Origin of the sequence: Bacillus sp. FSL L8-0099, assembly GCF_038006385.1 — a bacterium.
GTDB classification, from domain to species: Bacteria; Bacillota; Bacilli; order Bacillales; family Bacillaceae_G; genus Bacillus_A; species Bacillus_A toyonensis.
Genome location: NZ_JBBOVC010000001.1, coordinates 4126872 through 4149873, shown reverse-complemented (window position 1 = coordinate 4149873; position 23002 = coordinate 4126872). Strand labels below are relative to the sequence as shown.

At 35.9% G+C, this 23002-nt stretch carries 26 protein-coding genes and 1 riboswitch; of the genes, 17 read left to right on the top strand and 9 right to left on the bottom strand.

Features of this window, described 5'->3' with window-relative positions; all coding sequences use genetic code 11:
* The first annotated feature begins 49 nt into the window (after positions 1–49).
* A complete protein-coding gene (locus MHH42_RS20965; protein ID WP_000281158.1) occupies positions 50–289 on the top strand; it encodes a DUF3894 domain-containing protein in 240 nt (79 codons plus the stop codon).
* 72 nt (positions 290–361) lie between these two features.
* Here MHH42_RS20965 and prli42 read toward each other — a convergent pair whose 3' ends face one another.
* Positions 362–454, bottom strand: a complete 93-nt coding sequence (prli42, locus tag MHH42_RS20960) for a stressosome-associated protein Prli42 (protein ID WP_000549039.1) — start codon at positions 452–454, stop codon at positions 362–364.
* Between the two features lie 187 nt (positions 455–641).
* Between prli42 and MHH42_RS20955 the strand changes: the two genes are divergently transcribed.
* Positions 642–1187, top strand: a complete 546-nt coding sequence (locus MHH42_RS20955; RefSeq protein ID WP_002044843.1) for a GNAT family N-acetyltransferase — start codon at positions 642–644, stop codon at positions 1185–1187.
* A gap of 127 nt (positions 1188–1314) precedes the next feature.
* Complete coding sequence (locus MHH42_RS20950) at positions 1315–2433, top strand: tripeptidase T (RefSeq protein WP_000609821.1); 1119 nt, start codon at positions 1315–1317, stop codon at positions 2431–2433.
* 46 nt (positions 2434–2479) lie between these two features.
* On the opposite strand, the gene MHH42_RS20945 is transcribed toward MHH42_RS20950, so the two are convergent.
* Positions 2480–2680 carry a hypothetical protein gene (locus MHH42_RS20945; RefSeq protein WP_002093303.1) on the bottom strand — a complete coding sequence of 67 codons (201 nt, stop codon included), beginning with the start codon at positions 2678–2680 and terminating at the stop codon, positions 2480–2482.
* Between the two features lie 141 nt (positions 2681–2821).
* Between MHH42_RS20945 and MHH42_RS20940 the strand changes: the two genes are divergently transcribed.
* Positions 2822–4060 carry a DNA polymerase IV gene (locus MHH42_RS20940; protein WP_001208869.1) on the top strand — a complete coding sequence of 413 codons (1239 nt, stop codon included), beginning with the start codon at positions 2822–2824 and terminating at the stop codon, positions 4058–4060.
* Positions 4061–4101: 41 nt separating this feature from the next.
* On the opposite strand, the gene MHH42_RS20935 is transcribed toward MHH42_RS20940, so the two are convergent.
* From MHH42_RS20935 to MHH42_RS20925, 3 genes are all read right to left on the bottom strand, one after another.
* On the bottom strand, positions 4102–4803 hold the full coding sequence (locus tag MHH42_RS20935) for an MgtC/SapB family protein (protein ID WP_000262352.1): 702 nt from the start codon (positions 4801–4803) through the stop codon (positions 4102–4104).
* A 124-nt stretch (positions 4804–4927) separates the two neighbouring features.
* The gene (gene mgtA, locus MHH42_RS20930) at positions 4928–7633 is read right to left on the bottom strand and encodes a magnesium-translocating P-type ATPase (protein ID WP_070173752.1); all 2706 of its coding nucleotides are present in this window, start codon (positions 7631–7633) and stop codon (positions 4928–4930) included.
* Positions 7634–7965: 332 nt separating this feature from the next.
* Positions 7966–8133, bottom strand: a riboswitch (M-box (ykoK) riboswitch).
* 195 nt (positions 8134–8328) lie between these two features.
* Positions 8329–8580 carry a DUF3932 family protein gene (locus tag MHH42_RS20925; protein WP_000665711.1) on the bottom strand — a complete coding sequence of 84 codons (252 nt, stop codon included), beginning with the start codon at positions 8578–8580 and terminating at the stop codon, positions 8329–8331.
* Positions 8581–8769: 189 nt separating this feature from the next.
* Between MHH42_RS20925 and rnz the strand changes: the two genes are divergently transcribed.
* From rnz to sdaAA, 4 genes are all read left to right on the top strand, one after another.
* On the top strand, positions 8770–9693 hold the full coding sequence (gene rnz / locus MHH42_RS20920) for a ribonuclease Z (RefSeq protein ID WP_000397436.1): 924 nt from the start codon (positions 8770–8772) through the stop codon (positions 9691–9693).
* A 683-nt stretch (positions 9694–10376) separates the two neighbouring features.
* Positions 10377–10520 carry a hypothetical protein gene (locus tag MHH42_RS20915; RefSeq protein ID WP_000867046.1) on the top strand — a complete coding sequence of 48 codons (144 nt, stop codon included), beginning with the start codon at positions 10377–10379 and terminating at the stop codon, positions 10518–10520.
* Between the two features lie 48 nt (positions 10521–10568).
* Positions 10569–11228: an L-serine ammonia-lyase, iron-sulfur-dependent subunit beta gene (gene sdaAB / locus MHH42_RS20910; RefSeq protein WP_000877455.1), complete on the top strand. Its 660-nt coding sequence runs from the start codon at positions 10569–10571 to the stop codon at positions 11226–11228.
* An 18-nt stretch (positions 11229–11246) separates the two neighbouring features.
* Positions 11247–12125: an L-serine ammonia-lyase, iron-sulfur-dependent, subunit alpha gene (sdaAA, locus tag MHH42_RS20905; protein ID WP_000489451.1), complete on the top strand. Its 879-nt coding sequence runs from the start codon at positions 11247–11249 to the stop codon at positions 12123–12125.
* A 49-nt stretch (positions 12126–12174) separates the two neighbouring features.
* Here sdaAA and proI read toward each other — a convergent pair whose 3' ends face one another.
* Positions 12175–13014, bottom strand: coding sequence for a pyrroline-5-carboxylate reductase ProI (gene proI, locus MHH42_RS20900; protein ID WP_000027276.1), 840 nt, complete (start codon positions 13012–13014; stop codon positions 12175–12177).
* 165 nt (positions 13015–13179) lie between these two features.
* Between proI and MHH42_RS20895 the strand changes: the two genes are divergently transcribed.
* Together MHH42_RS20895 and MHH42_RS20890 are read left to right on the top strand one after the other, a co-directional pair.
* Positions 13180–14133: an MBL fold metallo-hydrolase gene (locus tag MHH42_RS20895; protein WP_000125110.1), complete on the top strand. Its 954-nt coding sequence runs from the start codon at positions 13180–13182 to the stop codon at positions 14131–14133.
* Between the two features lie 9 nt (positions 14134–14142).
* Complete coding sequence (locus tag MHH42_RS20890) at positions 14143–14937, top strand: SDR family oxidoreductase (protein WP_000147787.1); 795 nt, start codon at positions 14143–14145, stop codon at positions 14935–14937.
* A gap of 31 nt (positions 14938–14968) precedes the next feature.
* Here the strand turns inward: MHH42_RS20890 and MHH42_RS20885 are convergent, their stop codons facing one another.
* A complete protein-coding gene (locus MHH42_RS20885; RefSeq protein ID WP_001003215.1) occupies positions 14969–15154 on the bottom strand; it encodes a YqzH family protein in 186 nt (61 codons plus the stop codon).
* A gap of 224 nt (positions 15155–15378) precedes the next feature.
* On the opposite strand from MHH42_RS20885, the gene argC reads away from it, so the two are divergent.
* From argC to MHH42_RS20850, 7 genes are all read left to right on the top strand, one after another.
* Positions 15379–16416, top strand: a complete 1038-nt coding sequence (gene argC, locus MHH42_RS20880; RefSeq protein ID WP_016109073.1) for an N-acetyl-gamma-glutamyl-phosphate reductase — start codon at positions 15379–15381, stop codon at positions 16414–16416.
* A gap of 10 nt (positions 16417–16426) precedes the next feature.
* Complete coding sequence (argJ, locus tag MHH42_RS20875; protein WP_000598406.1) at positions 16427–17650, top strand: bifunctional glutamate N-acetyltransferase/amino-acid acetyltransferase ArgJ; 1224 nt, start codon at positions 16427–16429, stop codon at positions 17648–17650.
* An 11-nt stretch (positions 17651–17661) separates the two neighbouring features.
* A complete protein-coding gene (gene argB, locus MHH42_RS20870; RefSeq protein ID WP_016109072.1) occupies positions 17662–18429 on the top strand; it encodes an acetylglutamate kinase in 768 nt (255 codons plus the stop codon).
* On the top strand, positions 18426–19586 hold the full coding sequence (locus tag MHH42_RS20865) for an acetylornithine transaminase (RefSeq protein WP_000200530.1): 1161 nt from the start codon (positions 18426–18428) through the stop codon (positions 19584–19586). The genes argB and MHH42_RS20865 overlap by 4 nt, the downstream gene beginning before the upstream one ends.
* A gap of 12 nt (positions 19587–19598) precedes the next feature.
* Positions 19599–20549 (top strand): ornithine carbamoyltransferase, encoded by a 951-nt coding sequence (gene argF / locus MHH42_RS20860; protein ID WP_016109071.1) that lies wholly within the window; start codon positions 19599–19601, stop codon positions 20547–20549.
* A 137-nt stretch (positions 20550–20686) separates the two neighbouring features.
* Positions 20687–21247, top strand: a complete 561-nt coding sequence (locus MHH42_RS20855) for a DUF2062 domain-containing protein (protein WP_002044856.1) — start codon at positions 20687–20689, stop codon at positions 21245–21247.
* Between the two features lie 58 nt (positions 21248–21305).
* Positions 21306–21512, top strand: a complete 207-nt coding sequence (locus MHH42_RS20850; RefSeq protein ID WP_000291937.1) for a hypothetical protein — start codon at positions 21306–21308, stop codon at positions 21510–21512.
* A 24-nt stretch (positions 21513–21536) separates the two neighbouring features.
* Here MHH42_RS20850 and MHH42_RS20845 read toward each other — a convergent pair whose 3' ends face one another.
* Both MHH42_RS20845 and MHH42_RS20840 read right to left on the bottom strand, forming a co-directional pair.
* Positions 21537–21983 carry a MarR family winged helix-turn-helix transcriptional regulator gene (locus tag MHH42_RS20845; RefSeq protein ID WP_000445820.1) on the bottom strand — a complete coding sequence of 149 codons (447 nt, stop codon included), beginning with the start codon at positions 21981–21983 and terminating at the stop codon, positions 21537–21539.
* Positions 21984–22055: 72 nt separating this feature from the next.
* Positions 22056–22835, bottom strand: a complete 780-nt coding sequence (locus tag MHH42_RS20840; protein ID WP_340894027.1) for a GDSL-type esterase/lipase family protein — start codon at positions 22833–22835, stop codon at positions 22056–22058.
* Positions 22836–23002 lie beyond the last annotated feature (167 nt).

The following is a 23002-nucleotide window of genomic DNA, read 5'->3' as shown; positions in this document are numbered from 1 at the left end:
GGTTATTCCCCGTTAATGCGGGATAAAAATAGGTAAAGGGGTTGCTCATATGTACTTGAATCCAAAAATTTCGTATATGCAGTTTTTTATTGGCTTTCTATTTGTGATTACATTCATATTGGCAACTTTTAATATATGCTCTTACGTTGTAGCGATTGTATTGATGGCATTACTTAATCTTACTTTTGTTATTGGGGCGTTTCAACACAAACAGTACACGAGTTTTGTGATAGCGTTAGTAATGGCATTTTCCTTTAGTATTGTAGCGGTTGTGCTTTATATAAAATAAACCATCTCGATGTCGAGATGGTTTATTTTATTATGTGTAAAACGTAAAAAAAGGACGAACACATCGCCCTTTTTACCAAAACATACTTGCGCCAGCAAGTAATGTTGTTACAAGCATAGAAATTAGCATGATATAAACCATAACTTTTTGAGCTTTTTTATGCATCGTTAAACCTCCTTGCAAATCAGTACACCTTCATTGTAACGAGAAATGAAACTGTGGACAAGGGGAGAGAAAGGACAAATTTCGGGAAGGGGTTGCAAAATATAACAGGAAATTTAAGTATGCATAGAGAATATATTAAAAGATAGATTGTGAGTTTTTGTTTTGCAAGCTGAGGAATGGAGATACGATGATGAAAATATATGAGACAGGCCGCTTACATTTAAGGGAAATCGATGAGTCGTATGCTGAAAAAATTCTTCAATATTACGACAGAAATCGTGAATTTTTAAAAGCTTGGGAAGAGTATAGACCGGAGGATTTTTTTACGTTAGATTATCAAAAGAAAAAGCTACAAAAGGATAGAAAAGAGTTTACAGAAGGTAAGATCATTAGGCTATGGATTTTTAAAAAAGGTGATGACACGAAAATAATTGGCTGTATTTCATTTAATTTAATCGTTCGTGGTATTTATCAATCTTGTGTACTCAGTTATAAATTAGATAAGGAAGAGTTAAATAAAGGTTATACGACAGAAGCGCTTAGAAAAGCAATTGCAGTTGCTTTTGAGGAATTTCATTTACATCGTATAGAAGCACCAATTATGCCGCGTAATTTAGCATCTATACAAGTAGTGACGAAAATAGGCTTCCAGTATGAGGGTGTATCTAGGAAGATGTTAATGGTAAATGGAGTGTGGGAAGATCATATGCGCTGGGTATTGTTAAATGAGTAATCGAAAGCAGATGGTTATCTAGACATATAAACCGTCTGTTTTTTGTCTTGTATTTCGAAACTTTTGCGAAATTCTGTTATAATTAGTAGTGTTACATACATAATGGTAGTGCAGGAGGCGCAGTCTTATGATTAATCAAGAACGTTTAGTAAATGAATTTATGGAATTAGTACAAGTAGATTCTGAAACGAAATTTGAAGCAGAAATCTGCAAAGTATTAACAAAGAAATTTACGGATTTAGGTGTAGAAGTATTTGAAGATGACACAATGTCTGTAACTGGTCATGGTGCAGGTAACTTAATTTGTACTTTACCAGCAACAAAAGATGGCGTGGATACAATTTACTTTACTTCTCATATGGATACAGTAGTTCCTGGTAATGGAATTAAGCCTTCTATTAAAGATGGATATATCGTATCAGATGGTACTACAATTTTAGGTGCGGATGATAAAGCAGGATTAGCGTCAATGTTTGAAGCAATTCGTGTGTTAAAAGAGAAAAATATTCCTCATGGTAAAATTGAATTTATTATTACAGTTGGAGAAGAATCTGGACTTGTTGGTGCAAAAGCATTAGACCGTGAGCGCATTACAGCGAAATATGGTTACGCATTAGATAGCGATGGAAAAGTTGGTGAAATCGTTGTTGCAGCTCCAACACAAGCGAAAGTGAACGCAATTATTCGCGGGAAAACAGCTCATGCTGGTGTAGCACCAGAAAAAGGTGTATCTGCAATTACGATCGCAGCGAAAGCAATTGCGAAGATGCCACTTGGTCGTATTGATTCTGAAACGACTGCAAATATTGGACGTTTTGAAGGTGGTACACAAACAAATATCGTTTGTGATCATGTACAAATCTTTGCAGAGGCTCGTTCTTTAATCAACGAGAAAATGGAAGAACAAGTTGCGAAAATGAAAGAAGCATTTGAAACAACTGCAAAAGATATGGGTGGTCAAGCAGACGTTGAAATAAACGTTATGTACCCAGGATTTAAATTTGCTGATGGCGACCACGTTGTAGAAGTTGCAAAACGTGCAGCTGAAAAAATTGGTCGCACACCTTCTCTTCACCAAAGTGGTGGCGGAAGTGATGCAAACGTAATTGCAGGACACGGTATTCCAACAGTTAACTTAGCGGTTGGTTATGAAGAAATTCATACAACAAACGAGAAGATTCCTGTTGAAGAATTAGTGAAAACAGCAGAATTAGTTGTTGCAATTATTGAAGAAGTAGCGAAGTAATAAAATAAAAAAGACGTGTGAACCAATTATGGTTTACACGTCTTTTTTATTTTGATTCAACTGCTTTCACTAGGCGGATAAACCAATATAAGAAAATCCATGGCAGTATATAAGTTGTTACGATACTTAGTAAACGAGGGAGGAGTCCAGCTGTATTAATATTAAAAATGGGGAGTAGTAAGTAATTAATTAAGAGGATTAATATAATAATGAGAAAGGTAGAGTTAAGTTTACTATTAGATTTCATAATAAGTCACTCATTTTACAATAATATCCATATTTCGTATTAAGTATAGCAAAAATAAGGATAAAAAGAATAAGTAATTATTATATTGTACATGAATTTGGTATAATGAAGGAACGAATGTTCTTTTGAGGGGGGAGTACTATGCGAGAAATGTATCCGAAAAATGGCCGTGTTATTTTACATGTGGATATGAATTGTTTTTTCGCATCTGTTGAAATTGCTCATGATTCATCATTACAAGGAAAGCCATTAGCGGTTGCTGGAAATGAAAAAGAGAGAAAAGGAATTATTATAACGTGTAGTTATGAGGCGAGAGAATATGGAATACGTACGACGATGCCTCTTTGGGAAGCGAAAAGGTTATGCCCACAATTAGTTGTAAGGCATCCAAATTTTACATTATATCGTGAAGCTTCATTTCAAATGTTTCAAATCCTTTCCCGTTTTACAGAAAAGATACAACCAGTCTCTATAGATGAAGGATATTTAGATATTACAGATTGCTATGCACTCGGTTCGCCTCTTGAAATAGCAAAGATGATTCAACAAGCGTTGTTAACAGAGTTACAGCTTCCGTGTAGTATTGGAATTGCTCCAAATCTTTTTCTAGCAAAGACCGCTTCAGATATGAAAAAGCCACTTGGTATTACTGTACTTCGAAAACGTGATATTCCAGAATTGATTTGGCCACTTCCAGTTGGAGCCATGCATGGAATTGGTGAGAAAACAGCTGAAAAATTAAATGATATTCATATACAGACAATTGAACAATTGGCAAAGGGAGACGAGCATATCATTCGCGCTAAAATTGGAAAGCACGGTGTTGATTTACAAAGGCGTGCAAAAGGTATGGATGATAGAGAAGTTGATCCGAGTCAAATGGGACAGCATAAAAGTGTCGGTAATTCGACGACCTTTTCAAAGGATATGGATGAAGAGAAAGAGTTACTTGATATGTTAGAACGTTTATCAAAATCAGTGAGTAAAAGATTACAAAAGCGAACTCTTGTCAGCTATAATATTCAAATTATGATTAAATACCATGATAGGCGAACGGTAACACGGAGTAAGCAATTGAAAAATGCAATTTGGGAAGAACGCGATATTTTTCAAGCAGCATCCCGTTTATGGAAGCAACATTGGGACGGTGATTCCGTTCGTTTATTAGGTGTTACAGCTACTGAAATAGAGTGGAAGACAGAATCGGTGAAACAATTAGATTTGTTTTCATTTGAAGAGGATGCGAAAAAAGAACCGCTACTTGCTGTCATTGATCAAATTAATGATAAGTATGGAACACCGCTTTTACAACGAGGTAGTCAACTACTACGTAAGCAAGAGAAGTCGTTTCAACAAAAGTTAGAAAATAAGTTTATGTAGAAGGTGTCATGAAGTAGTAAATAGCATGACACCTTTCATATTTAACTTGCTTCTAAATCTAAAGAAGTCCTCCACCCAGCAGCAGTAACGCCAGATTCTAATAACATTCTACTTACTATTTTTTCAATTAAGATAGCCGCATTTGTCTTGCAATGTAATGTAGCCTGTATACAGACTTTTTGCTTAGAATCTACATCTTCACTATATAACTCTTTTAAACCGAGACCTTCTGTACTTACCATGTGCATGAGTAAAAAACGAATATGTGCTTCATTTTCTTCGGAACAAGTAAGAGAAAGGAAGTAGTTTGTTTGTTCAGGTGATTCTTCTTTTGATTTTTTATTCATAAAGAGAGCGATCGGGCGAAGTAGTATATTTGCTAGTAAAACGCCGGCTGCACCTAATATAGCTGCAAGGAGAAAACCAGCGCCTGTAAGAGTACCGACAGCAGCAGCACACCATAAAGTAGCCGCAGTATTTAATCCTCTAATACTAAAACCGTCACGGATAATCACACCGCCTCCTAAAAAGCCAATCCCACTAACAACTTGAGCAGCAATACGTGAGGGGCTAGCATCATGATCAAGCATGACGGATAATAAAACAAATATACAGGCACCAAGTGATACGAGAGCATTTGTCCGTAAACCGGCCATCCGGTGTCTCCATTGCCTTTCCATTCCGATGCAAGCACCTATAATAATTGCGATAAATAATCTTAATACAATGTCATACCATACCATCATGGTCACCTCCATACATATAAGTACGTGTGATGTTTTTAAGAATGAGTGGGGAGTACCACTCATTCTCGTTTTTATCCCGCTATTTGCGGGCAGTAAGACCCCCACTGATTAAAGTTTCACTTTATAACCAGCTATGAAACTTTTTAATATAAACTTTTTTCAGGAATTGTGTTAAGAAAGCATAGCCTAATAGTATTCCTACTAGCCAAGGGAAATAGCTAAGTGGTAATGCTTGTAAACCAACGGCCGCACCAAGTGGTGAGAATGGAATATAAATTCCGATTGCCATAATACAAGCGGTTAATAACAGTACCGGTGCTGATGCAGTACTTTGAATGAATGGAATCTTCTGTGTTCTTATCATGTGAACGATTAAAGTTTGTGTGAGCAGTCCAACGACAAACCAACCAGATTGGAATAATGATTGTTCGCTAGGTGTATTTGCACCGAAGACATTCCACATGACTACGTATGTGATAATATCAAATATGGAACTAATTGGGCCGATACAAATAATGAAGTTCCGTAAGTTTGCAGTATCCCATTTTCTCGGTTTTTCTAAAAACTCTTTATCCATTTTGTCCCATGGAATAGACAGCTGTGAAATATCGTAAAGCAAGTTTTGAATTAAAAGGTGAATGGCAAGCATCGGTAAAAAGGGAATGAAAGCACTGGCCACTAACACACTAAATACATTTCCAAAGTTAGAGCTAGCCGTCATTTTAATATATTTTAAAATATTTCCGAACGTAGTGCGTCCTTCTAAAATACCCGCTTCTAATATAGTTAAACTTTTTTCAAGTAGAATAATATCGGAAGACTCTTTTGCGATATCAGTTGCAGTATCAACAGATATTCCAACGTCAGCATCACGTAATGCTACGGCATCGTTAATACCATCCCCCATATAACCTACTGTATGACCGTTCCCTTGTAAGGCACGAATAATGCGAGATTTTTGCATTGGATTTAGTTTTGCGAACACTGTTGTTTCTTCGGCTAGTTTTGCTAATGCTTTATCTGGTAAAGAATCGATCTCGTAGCCAAGGATAGGCTCACCAATATCCAATCCAACTTCTTTACAAACTTTTTTTGTAACAATTTCATTATCACCAGTTAAAATTTTTACTTGTACACCATGTTTCTGTAATGCTTGAATAGCAACAGCTGCAGATGGTTTCGGTGGATCTAAAAAGCCAATATATCCAGCGAGAATCATATTAGTTTCATCTTTTACCGCGTACTCTTTATCATTTATTTTTCTATTTTTTTTATAAGCTACAGCAATTACACGCATACCTTCGCCATTCAATGTCTCACTTAGTTGTTTGACATTTGAGCGCATTTCCTCGGTAAGTTGAACAATCTTTCCGTTTGATTCAGTGTAGTTACAAATGGATAAAATTTCTTCCACGGCACCTTTACAAACCATTGTATGTTCACCTGAGATGTCTTTGACGATGACGGACATGCGACGGCGGGCAAAATCAAATGGAATTTCATCTAGTTTTTGAAACGTTGAAGGGTCGAACGTTTGTTTTTCTTCTGTATGCTCAATAACAGCTTTATCTATTAAATTTTTCAATCCAGTTTGATAGAAGCTATTTAAATATGCAAACTGTAATACACGATTGCATGGATTACCAGTAGGATCTAAATGTCTAACAAGAACAACTTTATCCTCTGTCAATGTCCCAGTTTTATCTGTACAAAGAATGTTCATCGCGCCTAAGTTTTGAATAGAATTTAGCTGTTTTACAATAACTTTTTGCTTAGACATGTTCACAGCACCTTTAGCTAAATTAGCAGTTACAATCATTGGTAACATTTCAGGTGTAAGACCAACTGCAATAGCGATAGCGAAGAAGAAAGCTTCTTGCCAATCACCTTTTGTGAATCCATTAATGAGAAGGACAATGGGCGCCATAATAAGCATGAATGTAATTAAGAGCCAGCTTACTTTGTTTACACCTTTATCAAAGCTTGTTTCTGCGCGCTTCCCGATTACTTTATTCGCTAAAGAGCCGAAATACGTATCGGTACTTGTTGAAACGACAACCGCTTTTGCGCTACCACTTACAATATTCGTACCCATAAAGCAAAGGTTTTCCATATCGAGTGGATTGAAATTTTTTTTCATATTTTTTGGTAAGATATTCTTGTTTTCTGTATGGTAGCAGTTTTCGTATTTTTCTACAGGAAGTGCTTCCCCGGTTAATGAAGACTGATTAACAAATAAATCTTTAGCCGATAAAATACGCACATCAGCTGGAACGATGTCACCGGCTGAAAGTGAAATAATATCGCCAGGTACAAGTTCTTCAATTGGAATTTCTATTGTATAATTTCGATTTAAATTCGTTACGTTTTTTGTTTCGTGTACAAATCCATCTATTCTAAAGGCGCTCGCGGTTGTTCGAACCATAGCCTTTAATTTATCCGCGGCTTTTTGAGAGCGGAATTCTTGTAAAAAGCGAATCGTTGAACTTAGAAGTACCATTACAGATACGACAATTGTTCCTTGCATGTCATCTGTGAAAAAAGAGAGCGCTCCAAGAGCTAATAAAACAAAAATAAATGGATTTTTAAATGCCAGCAGAAATTGAATGTACCACGGCAATGTTTTATTATGAGCAATTTCGTTCGGACCATATAAAGAAAGTCTACGGGACGCTTCTTGTTTAGAGAGTCCATTTTCTGTAGTTTCTAGAAGTTTTAATGCAGAGTTTATATCTTGTGTTGCAACTTCCACTAATACTTTGTTATTTGTTTGCATGCTATCTTGATCGTAAGCATGCTTTGCTTCTTGTCTTTGTAAATTTAACATCGGTAGTTCCTCCTTTGTCATGAAGGAGGAAACAATCTGTTACTCGACTATTTAAAATTAGGAGGAACAGCTTCTTTCCTACCTACATGATGAAATATGAACGTAAAACATATGGGTATCTGGGCCGAATCATCACTTGCCACTGTTCCTCACCTCCGTCCAATTTAATAGTTTCTGAATATGCTATGTTTGTTTCATAGTCAGGTGCATAAAGACATAAAAAAGACCTTTACTCACAACGAGTAAAGGTCTGAATTCACAGTTAAAAAACGTCCACACGAAAGCCTGTTAGTAAACATAGCTAAAAACAGTTTTTGTGTATGACAAAATACATGCACCTCTCCCTCGTTGAGTTTTAGCACTGTATAGCATAGGTACTGAAACCAGCTACGTTAAAAAAGGCCTTCATTCCGACCTTTCCTGTTGACCCATTGGCGTCTCTCGACATTTTTGGGCAGCAGCGTTTCTCTATACAGGAGCCTCACCTAACAGAGACCATATTCAATTACATGTTGAATGTTAGCACTGTAAAATCGTAGTGTCAATATCTTTTTAATCTGTTTTTTTGAAAAATCAAATAGATTTATGAAGGGTATATAGTATGAAATAAGTTGTATTTTTTGAGAATAAGTTGGAAAAATAAAAAATAATGAACATAAATAAAAAGCACTCATTACAGTGCTTTTTATAATAGATTATGAGATTGTAGGATTTTCAAAAATAACAATTTCTGAGTTATTTGTTGTTGAAACGCGTTGTGCGTAATATGTTAAAGCTGAAGAAATATATGTTGGTAATGTCTCATTTGTATGTGATGTTGTATATTCATGGATTAATTCTTTTAAAGTCGTCCATTCTAATTGTGCTGGGTGATCAGACACGAAAGAACTTACCCAGCGATCAAATGAAGATGAAAAATCAGTTTGTAAACGAAATACTTCTTTCATAATAAAACGCTCCCTTAAAATGTAGTACAATCATTTTACCACAAAACACGAACGATAGCTAAATTTTTTGAGTATAACGTTCGTGTTATATAGTTGTCTAGATGATTGGTTATGTAAATTCAATTTGCCATTTGAAATAACATTCCGTAAGATGAAAGATAGATTATATAAAGAGCTGGAGGAAAGAAAGTGGAATTTGTATTTTTAGGAACTGGTGCAGGTGTTCCTTCAAAAGGAAGGAATGTTTCAGCAATTGCTTTGCAGTTGTTAGAAGAACGAGGACAGACTTGGTTATTTGACTGTGGCGAGGCGACGCAACATCAAATACTACATACGTCTGTACGTCCACGCCGCATTGAAAAAATATTTATTACGCATTTACATGGCGATCATATTTTTGGATTGCCGGGTTTATTGGGTAGCCGTTCGTTTCAAGGTGGAACAACAAAATTAACAGTGTACGGACCAAAAGGAATTAAACAATTTATTGAAGTGGCATTATCAGTAAGTACGACACATGTGAAATATCCACTTGAAATCGTTGAGATAACAGAAGAAGGTACTGTGTTTGAAGATAATGAGTTTTATGTAGAAACGAAAAAATTGTCACATGGCATTGAATGTTTTGGATATCGTATTGTAGAGAAAGATATACAAGGTGTTCTTTTAGTCGATAAATTGCTCGAAATGGGAGTGAAACCAGGGCCAATCTTTAAGCGTTTAAAAGATGGAGAAGTAGTTGAATTAGAGAATGGTACGATACTAAATGGAAAAGATTTTATCGGTCCGCCTCAAAAGGGAAGAATTATTACCATTTTAGGTGATACACGATATTGCGAAGCGAGTAGAGAGCTAGCACAAAATGCTGATGTACTTGTTCATGAAGCAACTTTTGCGGCAGACGATGAACAACAAGCGCATGATTATTTTCATTCCACATCTAAGCAAGCTGCGAGCATTGCACTTCATGCAAATGCGAAACGATTAATATTAACTCACATTAGTTCTCGTTATCAAGGAGATACATATAAGGAATTATTGAAAGAGGCACGAGAGTTATTTCCTAATACAGAAATAGCGACAGATTTAAAATCATTTCCAGTAGAAAAATAATGATTTTTGGAAAAATGGTAACATTAGGTTACCATTTTTTTATGTCTAAAAAATTTTAAAAATAAAACTGTTATTATTTTATACTTAAACTTGGATGATACAGAAACTTAGAATGGTTTGAATATATAGGATAAAAATACGTAATAATGATTATTTAGAAAAACTGTTATATAAGTCAGATGACATACAAGTAATACAAATAGCAGAAAGGGACTTTTATTCAGAACTTTTAAAATTCAACAAAAGTAAGCGTTTTATAAAAAACAAGCTATAATGAGGGCAGATTACAATTTATTATAAGTCACATGCATATTAGTCATTGTCGTAACAAGTGAAGTTGACTAAAACATGAGAGAGTAATATGGAGATTATAATAGGAAAGATATCATTATTTGTACTAAGTCTTTTTTACTTTTTAGCTAAACGGTATGATTAGCTAGTGTAGCTGTTGCAAGTGCTTTAGTAGAAGCTTTTTTAATAATAAGTTGGTGGGGATTTAATTGGTATACCACTCTTTAAAAGAGTTCAGAACATCAGCAGGTAGTCTAGGTTGAGTAGCGGGTGCAAATTTAGTTGTATTAACAATGGTTATATCACCTGTTTATGCTATGCTTGCAATGGCTTCTGTGTTAAACTTTGGATTGCTACCAGGATTTATTGCTGGTTATCTTATATCGTTTTAAATGAAAGTAATGCTATATTTCTTATGTATTATGGTATCTGGTATTATTTCAGGATATTGGTTCATTTTATTCAAAAACTATCCAATTCGTACAGCGGAACAAATTCGTGGTAGAACTGGAACAGCAACAAATGTGGCAGCTTAATAAAATAGTAGAATAAATTTTTTTCATAGAGGTTTAGGGGGAGTTATGATGAAGTACCGCTCAGTGTTTGATATTATTGGTCCGGTTATGATTGGTCCATCAAGTTCACATACAGCAGGCGCGGCAAGAATGGGGCAAGTTGCTCGTCAGCTGTTTCGTCATGAGCCAGAGAGAGTTAGCATTTCATTATATGGTTCATTTGCAAAAACATACCGTGGTCACGGTACGGATGTAGCGCTAATCGGTGGAATACTTGGATTTGAAACAGATGATTTACGTATTCCAAGTGCGTTAGATATTGCAAAAGAACGCGGGATTGAAGTGGAATTCATTGAAGAAGATGCAAATGCTCCGCATCCAAATACAGCGAAAATTCGTCTGTATAAAGGTGAAGAGGAAATTGAAGTTGTTGCTTGCTCAATTGGTGGCGGTAAAATTGAAGTTGTAGAATTAAACGGATTCGATCTTCAATTAACAGGCACGAGTCCAGCACTACTTATTGTAAATAACGATCGCTTTGGTGCTATCGCAGCTGTAGCTTCCATTCTTGCGAAACACGAGATTAACATTAGTACAATGAGCGTTTCTCGTAAAGAAAAAGGAAGAAGAGCGCTTATGGTCATTGAAACAGATGAATTGTTAGCAGATGAAGTGATTGAAGAAATAAAAGGGCAACAAAATATTTGTCAAGTAACTATTATGGATTAATTGCAGGGGGGACACACCATGTTTCGGAACGCAGCGGAACTAGTGGCGCAAGCTAAAGAACAAAATGTAAAAATCGCAGAAATTATGATTCAATGTGAAATGGAAACAAGACATATTTCACGTGAAGAAGTAATTGCTGGTATGGAAAAGAACTTAGTCGTGATGGAACAAGCAGTAGAACGTGGTATTCGCGGCGTGAAATCACCAACTGGTTTAACTGGCGGTGATGCTGTAAAAGTTCAAGCGTATATGAAGAGCGGAAAAGGCTTATCTGGAGATACGATTTTGGACGCAGTGAGTAAAGCTGTTGCAACAAATGAAGTAAACGCGGCGATGGGGATTATTTGTGCAACACCAACAGCAGGTTCTGCTGGAACAGTGCCAGGTGTACTGTTTGCACTGAAAGAAAAATTACAACCTACACGTGAAGAAATGATTGAATTTTTATTTACAGCAGGAGCTTTCGGTATGGTAGTTGCGAATAATGCTTGTATTTCTGGTGCGGCAGGAGGATGCCAAGCAGAAGTTGGTTCAGCAAGTGGAATGGCAGCGGCAGCAGCAGTTGAGATGGCTGGTGGAACACCAGATCAAGCAGCTACAGCGATGGCAATTTCATTAAAGAATATGCTTGGTTTAGTGTGCGATCCTGTTGCAGGACTTGTAGAAGTACCTTGTGTAAAGCGTAATGCAGCGGGTGCTTCAAATGCGATGATTTCAGCGGATTTATCATTAGCTGGTGTAACGAGTACAATTCCATGTGATGAAGTGATTGAGGCAATGTTTAGAATCGGACAAACGATGCCAGTAGCACTTCGTGAAACAGCTGAAGGCGGGCTTGCAGCAACACCGACAGGTCGTCGTCTACAAGAAGAGATTTTTGGAAAGAGTAATAACTAAAAGTATATGATGATAAAAAATGGAGCTCAAGTAAGATTGAGCTCCATTTTTATTTTTCTTTTGTGAGTTGTTCCAATGTTTTTCCAAGATCATGTGATCGTTTCGTTGCCTGTGTAATACAAGAAACGAGTGCTTGTTGAAATTTATTTTCCTGTAATACTTCAATGCCTGCTTCGGTAGTTCCGCCAGGAGATGTAATTTCCTTTCGCAAAATAGAAGGGTGTTTTTCGCTTGCTTTTAGCATTTCAGCAGCACCAATCATCGTCTGAAGAATAAGCGATTTTGCAACATCTTCTTTTAAACCAATTTTTTTTGCGGCATCTTCCATCGCCTCTACTACGTAATAAATATAAGCTGGTCCACTTCCAGACAATGCAGTGACAGCATGCATATCTTCTTCCTCTACAACAGAGACGAGACCGACCGTTTCAAATAAAGATTTTGCAGTTTGAATATGTTCCGCTGTTGTATGTTTTGAAGGCGAAATAGCGGTAGCTGATTTTAAAATAGCGGCAGATGTATTTGGCATTGCACGAATGATCGGAACGTTTTTTTGAAGTAGGTTTCTAATCGAGTGAGTAGAAACACCTGCTAATAACGAAATAATAAGCAAATCCTTATTTATATATTCTTTAAGAGGGGTAAGCGCTTCTGCAACATCCTTTGGTTTCATTGCTAGAAAAAGAATATTTGTATTAGCAAGTAGTTCTTTTTTGTTATGCGTACCTTTGACACCATATTTTGTATGTAGCTCTTGTAACCTTGTCTCGTTAGAACGATTACTTACGGTAATTTGTTCTCCTTTAACTACATTTGCGTGTAACAATCCACCAATAATCGCTTCGGCAATAGAGCCTGCACCGAGAAAGGATATGTTTTGAATAGACATGATGTTCCTCCTTTAAACTTGGTTAGAAATACTTATAAATGTACATACATTCGGTTTTTTATAGAAAACACCTCTTTTTATCTGAAAATAATGACAAATTTATGTAGAAGTTGTAAACTGAAGAGGTATTCATTTTTGAACCGGAAAGAGTCAGGGGGGCTAAGCATGACGGCGATTCACCGAATGGAGATTCCTGTGCCATTTGCAGTTGAGACTGTGAATGTGTTTTTAGTTGAGGGGGAGACATTAACATTAATTGATACAGGGACGAATACAGAAGAGGCAAAAAATGCGTTAGAAAGTCAATTAGGTGCATTAGGTTATACGATAGAAGATATTGAAACGGTAGTGATTACGCATCATCATGCGGATCATTGTGGACTTTTAAATATATTTTCTGAGAAAACGAATATTATTGGACACCCTTGGAATGAGCCGTGGATCACGCAAAATCCAGAGTTTTTAAAGCGGTATCATGAGTTTTTTAGAGAGACAGCCTTGCAGTTCGGTGTTCCAGCAGCATTTTTGAATGACGAGGCATTATTGACGACAAGGACACTTAAATATTCTTGTAATAGATCGTTAACACATACTGTGAGAGAGGGGGATCGTATTGATTCTTTACCTGGGTTTACAGTAATTGAAACCCCAGGTCATGCTTCTACTCATATTTCTTTATATAGAGAATCCGATGGGATATTAATTGGTGGGGATGCTCTCATTAGTCATATTTCTTCAAATCCAATATTAGAACCACCATATGAAGGGCAAACGGAAAGAGCACGTCCATTGCTACAATACAATCAAACGTTAAAACGTTTAAGTGAAATGAATATTTCACGTATTTTATCAGGGCATGGGGAAGATGTTCTAAATGTGAAACAACTTATTGAAACGAGGTTACAAAAGCAAGAAACACGTGCATTTAAAGTACTTGAGTTATTAAAGGAAAAACCGATGACAGCATTTGAAGTATGTGTGAAGCTATTTCCAGTATTATATAAAGAACAATTGCCGCTTACTATCTCCGAAACTGTTGGACAATTAGACTTTTTAGCATATAATCAACAAGTGATGATTGATGAATCTTCGCAACAATTGATTTATTATGCAAAGTAGGTGACAGCAATGACAGGACGCTTACAAGAAAAAGTAATCGTCATTACAGGCGCTTCTAGTGGAATTGGAGAGCAAGTTGCAATGCAAGTTGCAGAGCAGGGAGCGACTCCAGTATTAATGGCTCGAACAGAGGAGAAACTACAAGCGTTAGCAGACAAAATAAAAAAAACTTATAATACGCCTTGCTATTATTATGTATTAGACGTAAGTGAAGAGACGAAAGTACAATCTGTTTTTTCAAAGGTATTACAAGAAGTGGGACGTATTGATATATTGGTAAACAATGCGGGTTTTGGTATTTTTAAAACGTTTGAAGAGGCATCAATGGATGAAGTAAAGGATATGTTCCAAGTAAATGTATTTGGACTAGTAGCTTGTACGAAAGCGGTATTACCTTATATGGTAAAAAGAAATGAAGGACATATAATTAATATAGCTTCACTTGCTGGGAAAATTGCAACTCCGAAATCGAGTGCGTATGCAGCAACGAAACATGCCGTATTAGGGTTTACGAATAGTTTGCGCATGGAATTATCGAATACAGATATTTATGTAACAGCAATTAACCCAGGACCGATAGATACGAACTTTTTTGAAATAGCTGATCAATCTGGTACATATGTAAAAAATATGGGACGTTACATGTTAAAACCAACATATGTAGCAGAACAAATCGTAAAGGCGATGCAAACGAAAAAACGTGAAGTGAATTTGCCGAAGTGGATGGGAATGGGGCCTAAGCTCTATGCGTTGTTCCCTGGTTTATTTGAACGTGTAGCAGGAAAATCATTAAGTAAAAAATAGGAGATTTCCATATGGAAATCTCCTATTTTTTTTATTTTCCAGTCACATAATCGTAAACGGTATCCTCAATTGCCTCGTATACGTCAATTTCATTATTCGAATGAATAATCACTTGAATATGTTTTACTAACATTTCCTGATCCTCTTTTGATACAGGATTGCATTGATATTGCTGAAAACTTTTTATAATCATTTTCTCAATTAACTTTTCGTTCATATTTTTCCCCGCCTGTATGTACGTATGTATTGTTTTATTGTACTTGAAGTGAAATGAAAAAACTACCATGCACTATTCTTGTATAAAAATTCGGTTGAGTATATTGTTTTTCTAGTAAAATTAAGTTTTTTTAGTTTTAAAAATTTATAAATATTTAATTGACTCTATAAATATACAATATTATAATCATACTTAATCTAAAGAATCAATATGAGGAGGAACTTATGAAAGTCGCAATTATTGGAGCAACTGGATATGGAGGTATTGAATTAATTCGGTTATTAGAGCAGCATCCGTATTTTTCGATATCATCTCTCCATTCTTTTTCGCAAGTTGGTGAGTGTATAGCGAATGTATATCCACATTTTCGAAATATCCTTGTCCATACGTTACAAGAAATTGATGTGGAGGAGATAGAGAAGGAAGCAGAAATTGTATTTTTAGCAACCCCAGCAGGTGTATCGGCAGAATTAACTCCAAAATTATTACAGGTAGGTTTAAAAGTAATTGACCTATCTGGAGACTTTCGTATGATAGATCCCTCATCATATGAACTGTGGTATAAAAGGCCAGCTGCACAAGAAGAAATTCTTAGGAAAGCAGTATATGGGCTAAGTGAATGGAAAAGGTCTGAGGTTCAAAATGCAGATTTAATTGCAAACCCAGGATGTTTTGCTACAGCTGTATTATTAGCGATAGCGCCGTTAATGCGTAGCGGCATAATTGAAGAAGATTCCATTATTATTGATGCGAAATCAGGAGTATCTGGAGCGGGCAAAACGCCAACAACAATGGCTCACTTTCCTGAGTTATATGATAACTTACACATTTATAAAGTTAATCAGCATCAGCATATTCCTGAGATTGAGCAAATGCTTGCAGAGTGGAATAGTGAAATGAAGCCAATCACGTTTAGTACACATTTAATACCGATATCACGGGGGATTATGATTACACTTTATGCGAAAGTGAAAAAGGAAATGAAAATAGAGCAGCTTCAAAAATTGTATGAAGAAACGTATGAATACTCAGCTTTCGTTCGAGTTCGCTCTCATGGAGAATTTCCAAGTCTGAAAGAAGTAAGGGGCTCAAATTATTGTGATATTGGGGTAGCTTACGATGAAAGAACAGAAAGAGTTACGGTCGTTTCTGTTATAGACAATATGATGAAAGGTGCGGCTGGGCAAGCGATTCAAAACGCAAATGTATTAGCGGGATTGGAAGAGACAACAGGTTTACAGCATATGCCGCTTTATCCATAAGGGGGACATGATGATTAAAGTAGCGTCTATTACAAAATTAGAAAGTGGTTCAATTGTAACGCCGAAAGGCTTTTCGGCAATCGGTACTAGCAATGGTTTGAAAAAGGAGAAAAAGGATTTAGGTGCAATCGTTTGTGACGTACCAGCATCGTGCGCCGCTGTTTATACAACAAATCAAATACAAGCAGCACCCCTGCAAGTAACGAAAGATAGTATAGCAACTGAAGGGAAATTACAAGCAATTATCGTTAATAGCGGAAATGCAAATGCTTGTACAGGAATGAAAGGTTTGCAAGACGCTTACGAGATGCGCGCATTAGGGGCAGAACATTTTGGGATGAAAGAAAATTACGTTGCGGTCGCTTCAACTGGTGTAATTGGAGTACTATTACCGATGGATAGCATTCGCAAGGGAGTTACATCTCTTATACCGACAAAAGAAGTAAGTGAAGCTCATTCTTTTTGTGAAGCAATTTTAACGACGGATCTTATAACGAAAGAAACTTGTTATGAGATGATTATTGATGGAAAAGAAGTGACTATCGCTGGTGTTGCTAAAGGTTCAGGAATGATTCATCCGAATATGGCAACGATGCTTAGTTTTATTACAACAGATGCCAATATAGAGCATGAAGTATTGCAAACAGCATTATCACAAATTACGAATCATACATTTAACCAAATTACGGTAGATGGAGATACTTCTACAAATGATATGGTCATCGTTATGGCAAGTGGATTGTCGGAAACGAAACCAATCAATATGGAACACACAGATTGGGAAACTTTCGTATTTACTTTACAGAAGGTATGTGAAGATTTAGCAAAAAAAATTGCACAAGATGGTGAAGGTGCTACGAAGTTAATAGAAGTAAATGTGCTAGGGGCTAAAGCGAGTGAAGAGGCAAAGAAAATTGCAAAGCAAATAGTTGGTTCAAGTCTTGTGAAAACCGCAATACACGGTGAAGACCCAAATTGGGGGCGAATTATTAGCAGTATTGGACAAAGTGAAGTAACGATTAATCCAAATACAATTGATATTACTCTTCAATCTATCGTTGTGCTAAAAAATAGTGAACCTCAAATATTTTCTGAAGAGGAAATGAAAAAGAAATTAAAAGAACATGAAATTATTATTGATGTGTATTTACATGTAGGAAAAGAGACCGGATCAGCTTGGGGATGCGACTTAAGTTATGATTATGTAAAAATAAACGCTTGTTATCGTACATAAGGAGAGAGAAGATGAGTGATTATATCGTAATTAAATGCGGCGGTAGCATGTTGGATCAATTAAATCATGTGTTTTTTGGTTGTATAAAGAAATTGCAACAGAAGTATAAGGTAGTGATTGTCCATGGTGGTGGCCCAGAAATTGATGCCAAATTAAAAGAGTGTCATATCAAAGTGGAAAAAAGAGATGGATTACGAGTAACACCAAAAGAAGTGAGGGATGTTGTTCAAATGGTGCTATGTGGTAGTACAAATAAAAAGTTTGTAATGAATTTACAAAAGAATAATTTACTGGCCGTAGGGCTTTCAGGGTGTGATGGTAATTTACTTCAAGTTCAACCTGTCAGCGAAGAAATAGGATATGTAGGAGAGGTAAGTTATGTAGAAACAACCTTATTAAAAAAATTAATAGATATGAATTATATTCCTGTTATTGCCCCAATCGGAATAAATGGTAATGAGGTGTATAACATAAATGCGGATACTGCTGCAGCTGGGATTGCGGATGCGCTATCCGCAAAAGAACTTATTTTCATTACAGATGTAGATGGGATATTACATGAAGGGAAATTGGTAAAGAAAACAGATGAGTCTGAGATTGCAACTTTTATAGAAAAAGGTGTTATTACAGGCGGGATGATTCCGAAAGTACAGGCGGCACTTACATCATTAAAAATGGGAGTACAAAAGGTAAGTATTGTGAATGGTACAAAGGATTTTACTGAGGTCACAGGCGAGTGTATCGGAACGACGGTAACGAAAGGCGTGAGTATCGTATGACGAGTCATCTTTTTCAAACGTATGGAAGAAGAAACGTTGAGTTTGTAAAGGGGAATGGAACGAAAGTTATTGATAAACATGGTAAGCAATATGTAGATTTCACTTCCGGTATTGGAGTATGTAATTTAGGACATTGTCATCCTACTGTTGTAAAGGCGGTTGAAAAGCAACTTGGAGACATATGGCATATATCGAATTTATTTACAAACTCCTTACAAGAAGAGGTTGCATCGTTAGTAACAGAAAATACAGCATTAGATTATGTGTTTTTTTGTAATAGCGGGGCAGAGGCGAATGAAGCAGCTTTAAAGCTAGCTCGTAAGCATACTGGAAAATCTCTAGTCGTAACATGTGAGCAGTCTTTTCACGGTAGAACATTTGGAACGATGAGTGCAACAGGTCAAGATAAGGTGAAAGAAGGGTTTGGTCCACTACTTCCGTCTTTTTTACATATCCCTTTTAACGATATACAAGCATTAGAGGAAGTAATGAATGAAGAAGTTGCGGCAGTAATGATAGAAGTTGTTCAAGGAGAGGGCGGAGTCATACTAGCTGATTCGTTTTTTTTGAAAGAAATCGAAATATTATGTAATAAGTACGGTTCTCTATTTATTATAGACGAAGTACAAACGGGTATAGGAAGAACCGGAACACTATTCGCTTACGAACAAATGGGAATAAAACCTGATATCGTTACTATCGCTAAGGCTCTTGGAAATGGTATTCCCGTTGGAGCAGTAATTGGTAGGAAAGAACTGGGCTCTTCTTTTAATGCGGGATCACACGGTTCAACTTTTGGAGGGAATTATATTGCAATGACTGCTGCGAAAGAAGTGTTACAGGTAAGCAAGGAACCATCCTTTTTAAAAGACGTACAGGAAAAGGGCGAATACGTATTAAAGAGATTGCAAGAAGAGTTATGTCATGTCGAATGTATTCAAAATATTCGTGGCAAGGGGCTTATGATTGGAATCGAATATAAGCATGAAGTTTCAAATTTTATAGAACAACTTGAAAAAGACGGGCTACTCGTATTACAAGCAGGGCCGAATGTCATAAGACTATTACCGCCACTCATTGTAACGAATGAAGAGTTAGAACAGGCAGTATATATGATAAAAAAAGTAGTTTGTACAAAAAACGTATCAATCATATAAGGGGGAAATTTCATGTCAACTGTACAAGTACCGAAATTAAATACGAAAGATCTTTTAACACTAGAAGAATTAACGAAAGAAGAAATTATTTCTTTAATTGAGTTCGCTATATATTTAAAAAAGAATAAGCAAGAGCCTTTATTACAAGGTAAAATATTAGGGCTTATCTTTGATAAACATTCAACTCGTACTCGTGTATCTTTTGAAGCAGGAATGGTACAGCTCGGAGGACATGGAATGTTTTTAAGTGGGAAGGAGATGCAAATCGGAAGAGGAGAGACCGTTTCTGATACTGCGAAAGTACTGTCTCATTATATTGATGGGATTATGATACGTACATTCTCACACGCGGATGTAGAAGAGTTGGCAAAAGAATCGAGCATTCCTGTTATTAATGGATTAACGGATGATCATCATCCTTGTCAAGCATTAGCAGATTTAATGACGATATATGAAGAAGTGAATACATTTAAAGGAATTAAATTGGCTTTTGTAGGTGATGGGAATAATGTGTGTCATTCGTTACTGTTAGCGAGTGCAAAAGTCGGAATGAATATGACTGTGGCAACACCCGTAGGGTATGAACCGAATGAGGAAATTGTTAAAAAAGCGTTAGCGATTGCTAAAGAAACAGGCGCTGAAATTGAAATTTTGCATAATCCTGAATTAGCGGTACAGGAAGCAGATTTTATTTATACTGATGTTTGGATGAGTATGGGGCAAGATGGAGAAGAAGAGAAATATACTTTATTTCAACCTTATCAAATCAATAAAGAACTTGTTATGCATGCAAAGCAAACATATCGTTTCTTACACTGTTTACCTGCTCATCGTGAAGAAGAAGTAACAGGAGAAATTATTGATGGACCACAGTCTATCGTTTTTGAGCAAGCTGGTAATCGATTACATGCTCAAAAAGCATTATTAGTAAGTTTATTTAATAATGTAGAAGAACCTTCCTAAAAGGAAGGTTTTTTATATTAAAATGTCGGATGTATATTTGGTTAATCATTTTTATATCATTTATAATAGAAAGAGAAAACTAAATTTGTTATTCAGTGCGTGTAAGGACATACTACATATAAAATATAGTTAAAGAGATGATGAGAGTGAAAACAACTAAGCAAACATATTCGTTTTTTCAGCGGATGTGGAGAATATTAAAGTTTCAATATTATAAGTTGCTTCGATCGCCAGAAGGAGCAAAGAAAGTGTCGTTAGGTTTTGCTATTGGTTTTGGTTTAGAAATGTTAGTAATTTATACAGCATCGCTCGTATATGTAATATTTTATCCAATCGTTCGATTAGCAAAAGGATCATTTCCTGCTGCAGTTATTGGCAATATTATTGGGAAAATATCGTTTCTCCCAGTGTTTTTATTTCCGCTTGCGTATGCGCTAGGGAAAATGATTTATCCATTTCATGTACAACAAATACATCATGAACCATTTACGATATCGGACTTGTTTTCAAGTCACATTTTTACGATGTTAAAGAGCTTATTACAGAGTGAAGTATATGTATTAATTGGAATGACAATTTTAGGAGTTGTATTCGGTGTAGTTTCATATTTCGTTGTGCATTATTTATATGAAAAGAATCGTAAGTTACGTTTGAAGAACAGAAAGAAAAAAGTGAGAGAACCACTTGTACAAATATAAAGAATGGCACATTCATTTTCTCCTTTGAATATGTTTAAGAAAAAGGGGGAGAGAATGGATGTATTATTACTATGTACCTCAAGTATACCCATATATAAATTATTATCCGGTAAACGATCTGAGACAGCAAGTTGGAGTGTATCAACAGCAACAATTTCAGCAATTGCCACAAATACCACCACAACAATCGACGCAAGATCAAAAACCATATTTAACGACATGGCCATATTCAAATGTATACTACGGTAATTATTATGAATCATAAAGCTGCTTCTATTTAGAAGCAGCTTTATGCGTTTGTTTTCAAAATTAAATTTTGAATGGTTTGAAGAGATTGAATGAGCTTTTCGCGCTCTTCCTCAGATAATGTTTGGAAATTTTCTTTTAGTTTGTCTAAAATGAATTGCTGATACTGATTTACTAATAATTTCCCTTCAGCTGTTAGAGAAATTAAAATGACCCGTCGATCTTTTTCGCTATAATGACGCTCTATTAGTTCCTCTTGAATAAGTTTGTTTAATAGAGGTGTCATGTTAGGCCTTGAAATCGCTAGCCGCTTGCCGATTTCGGAAACTGCTAATGTGCCATTTTCATGCAAAAGTAGTAATACTTGTGTATGTGATGGCGGCATATGTCTTTGAGAAGAAAATTCTCCAGGAAGCATAAATTTGCGATAAAAAAGAGGCACTAGCGAAAGAAGATGATCAACAATACGTTCCCACTCGCGTGATTCCATATAAAGGCCCCCTTCCACTTTCATTGTAACAAAAAAGACATGGTATAAAAATAGAATTGTTTCACAGCAGCTTTAATATTTGTAGGATAACACTTGCTTTGTAAATGTATTAGCAATAATCGCATAGCCGTTATCATTTGGGTGCACTTGGTCAAATAGTAAATCTTTTTTATCATTCGATATTAATTTACGAATTGGTAAAACGATAGACGGTTGATTTGCTTTTGAAATGGAATAAACGGATTCATTCCATCCGTCTAAAAACATGTCTGCATAACTTGCGATGGAGTCATCGAGTTGTAACGGGTTATAGAGTTCTGAGAGAATGAGTAAAGCGTTCGGATTTTGATCTCGAACTGTCTTTACAATAGTTTTTATATCCGCTTCAAAATGAGCTTTTTCTTTATTTAACATTTTAATACCATCTATAACACCGACATCACGATTTAAGCGAAATAAATTATTTCCTCCAATATTAATCGTAATTATATTTGCAGCTCTAATTTTTTGCTTTACATCTTCTGATTGAACTTTTTTAGCGAGACGATCTGTAGTAAGGCCGTTTATCCCAAGATTTTCTACTGTAATTGGTTTATGAATTTGTGCTTCTATTTGTCTGGAAGCTAATTCAGCAAATCCACCTTGTGTCGATCCATATCCTTTAGCGAGTGAATCACCTAATACGAGGTGATAAAAGGAGTCGTTTGTTTGCTTATCAATCCAACTTGGAGCAGGTGTTTTCTCTGTTTTGTCTTCAGGTTCGTTTTGTTTTGTCTCATCGTTCTTTTCAAAATTAGAATAAGAAATGATTAGAAGGAGGAGACAAACAACTATTAAGATGACTTTTTTCATAAATTCATCCTCCTTGTAATTGGTAATTGTATCATATTCAGCAGTATTAGCAATGTAAGGGCATATTATATGTTTATGAAAAGTTTACAATAACTTTACAGAAAATTTGTTGAAGTTTGTCAAAAAATATTGACGATACGAAAGAGTTTTATATATGATAATGTCAG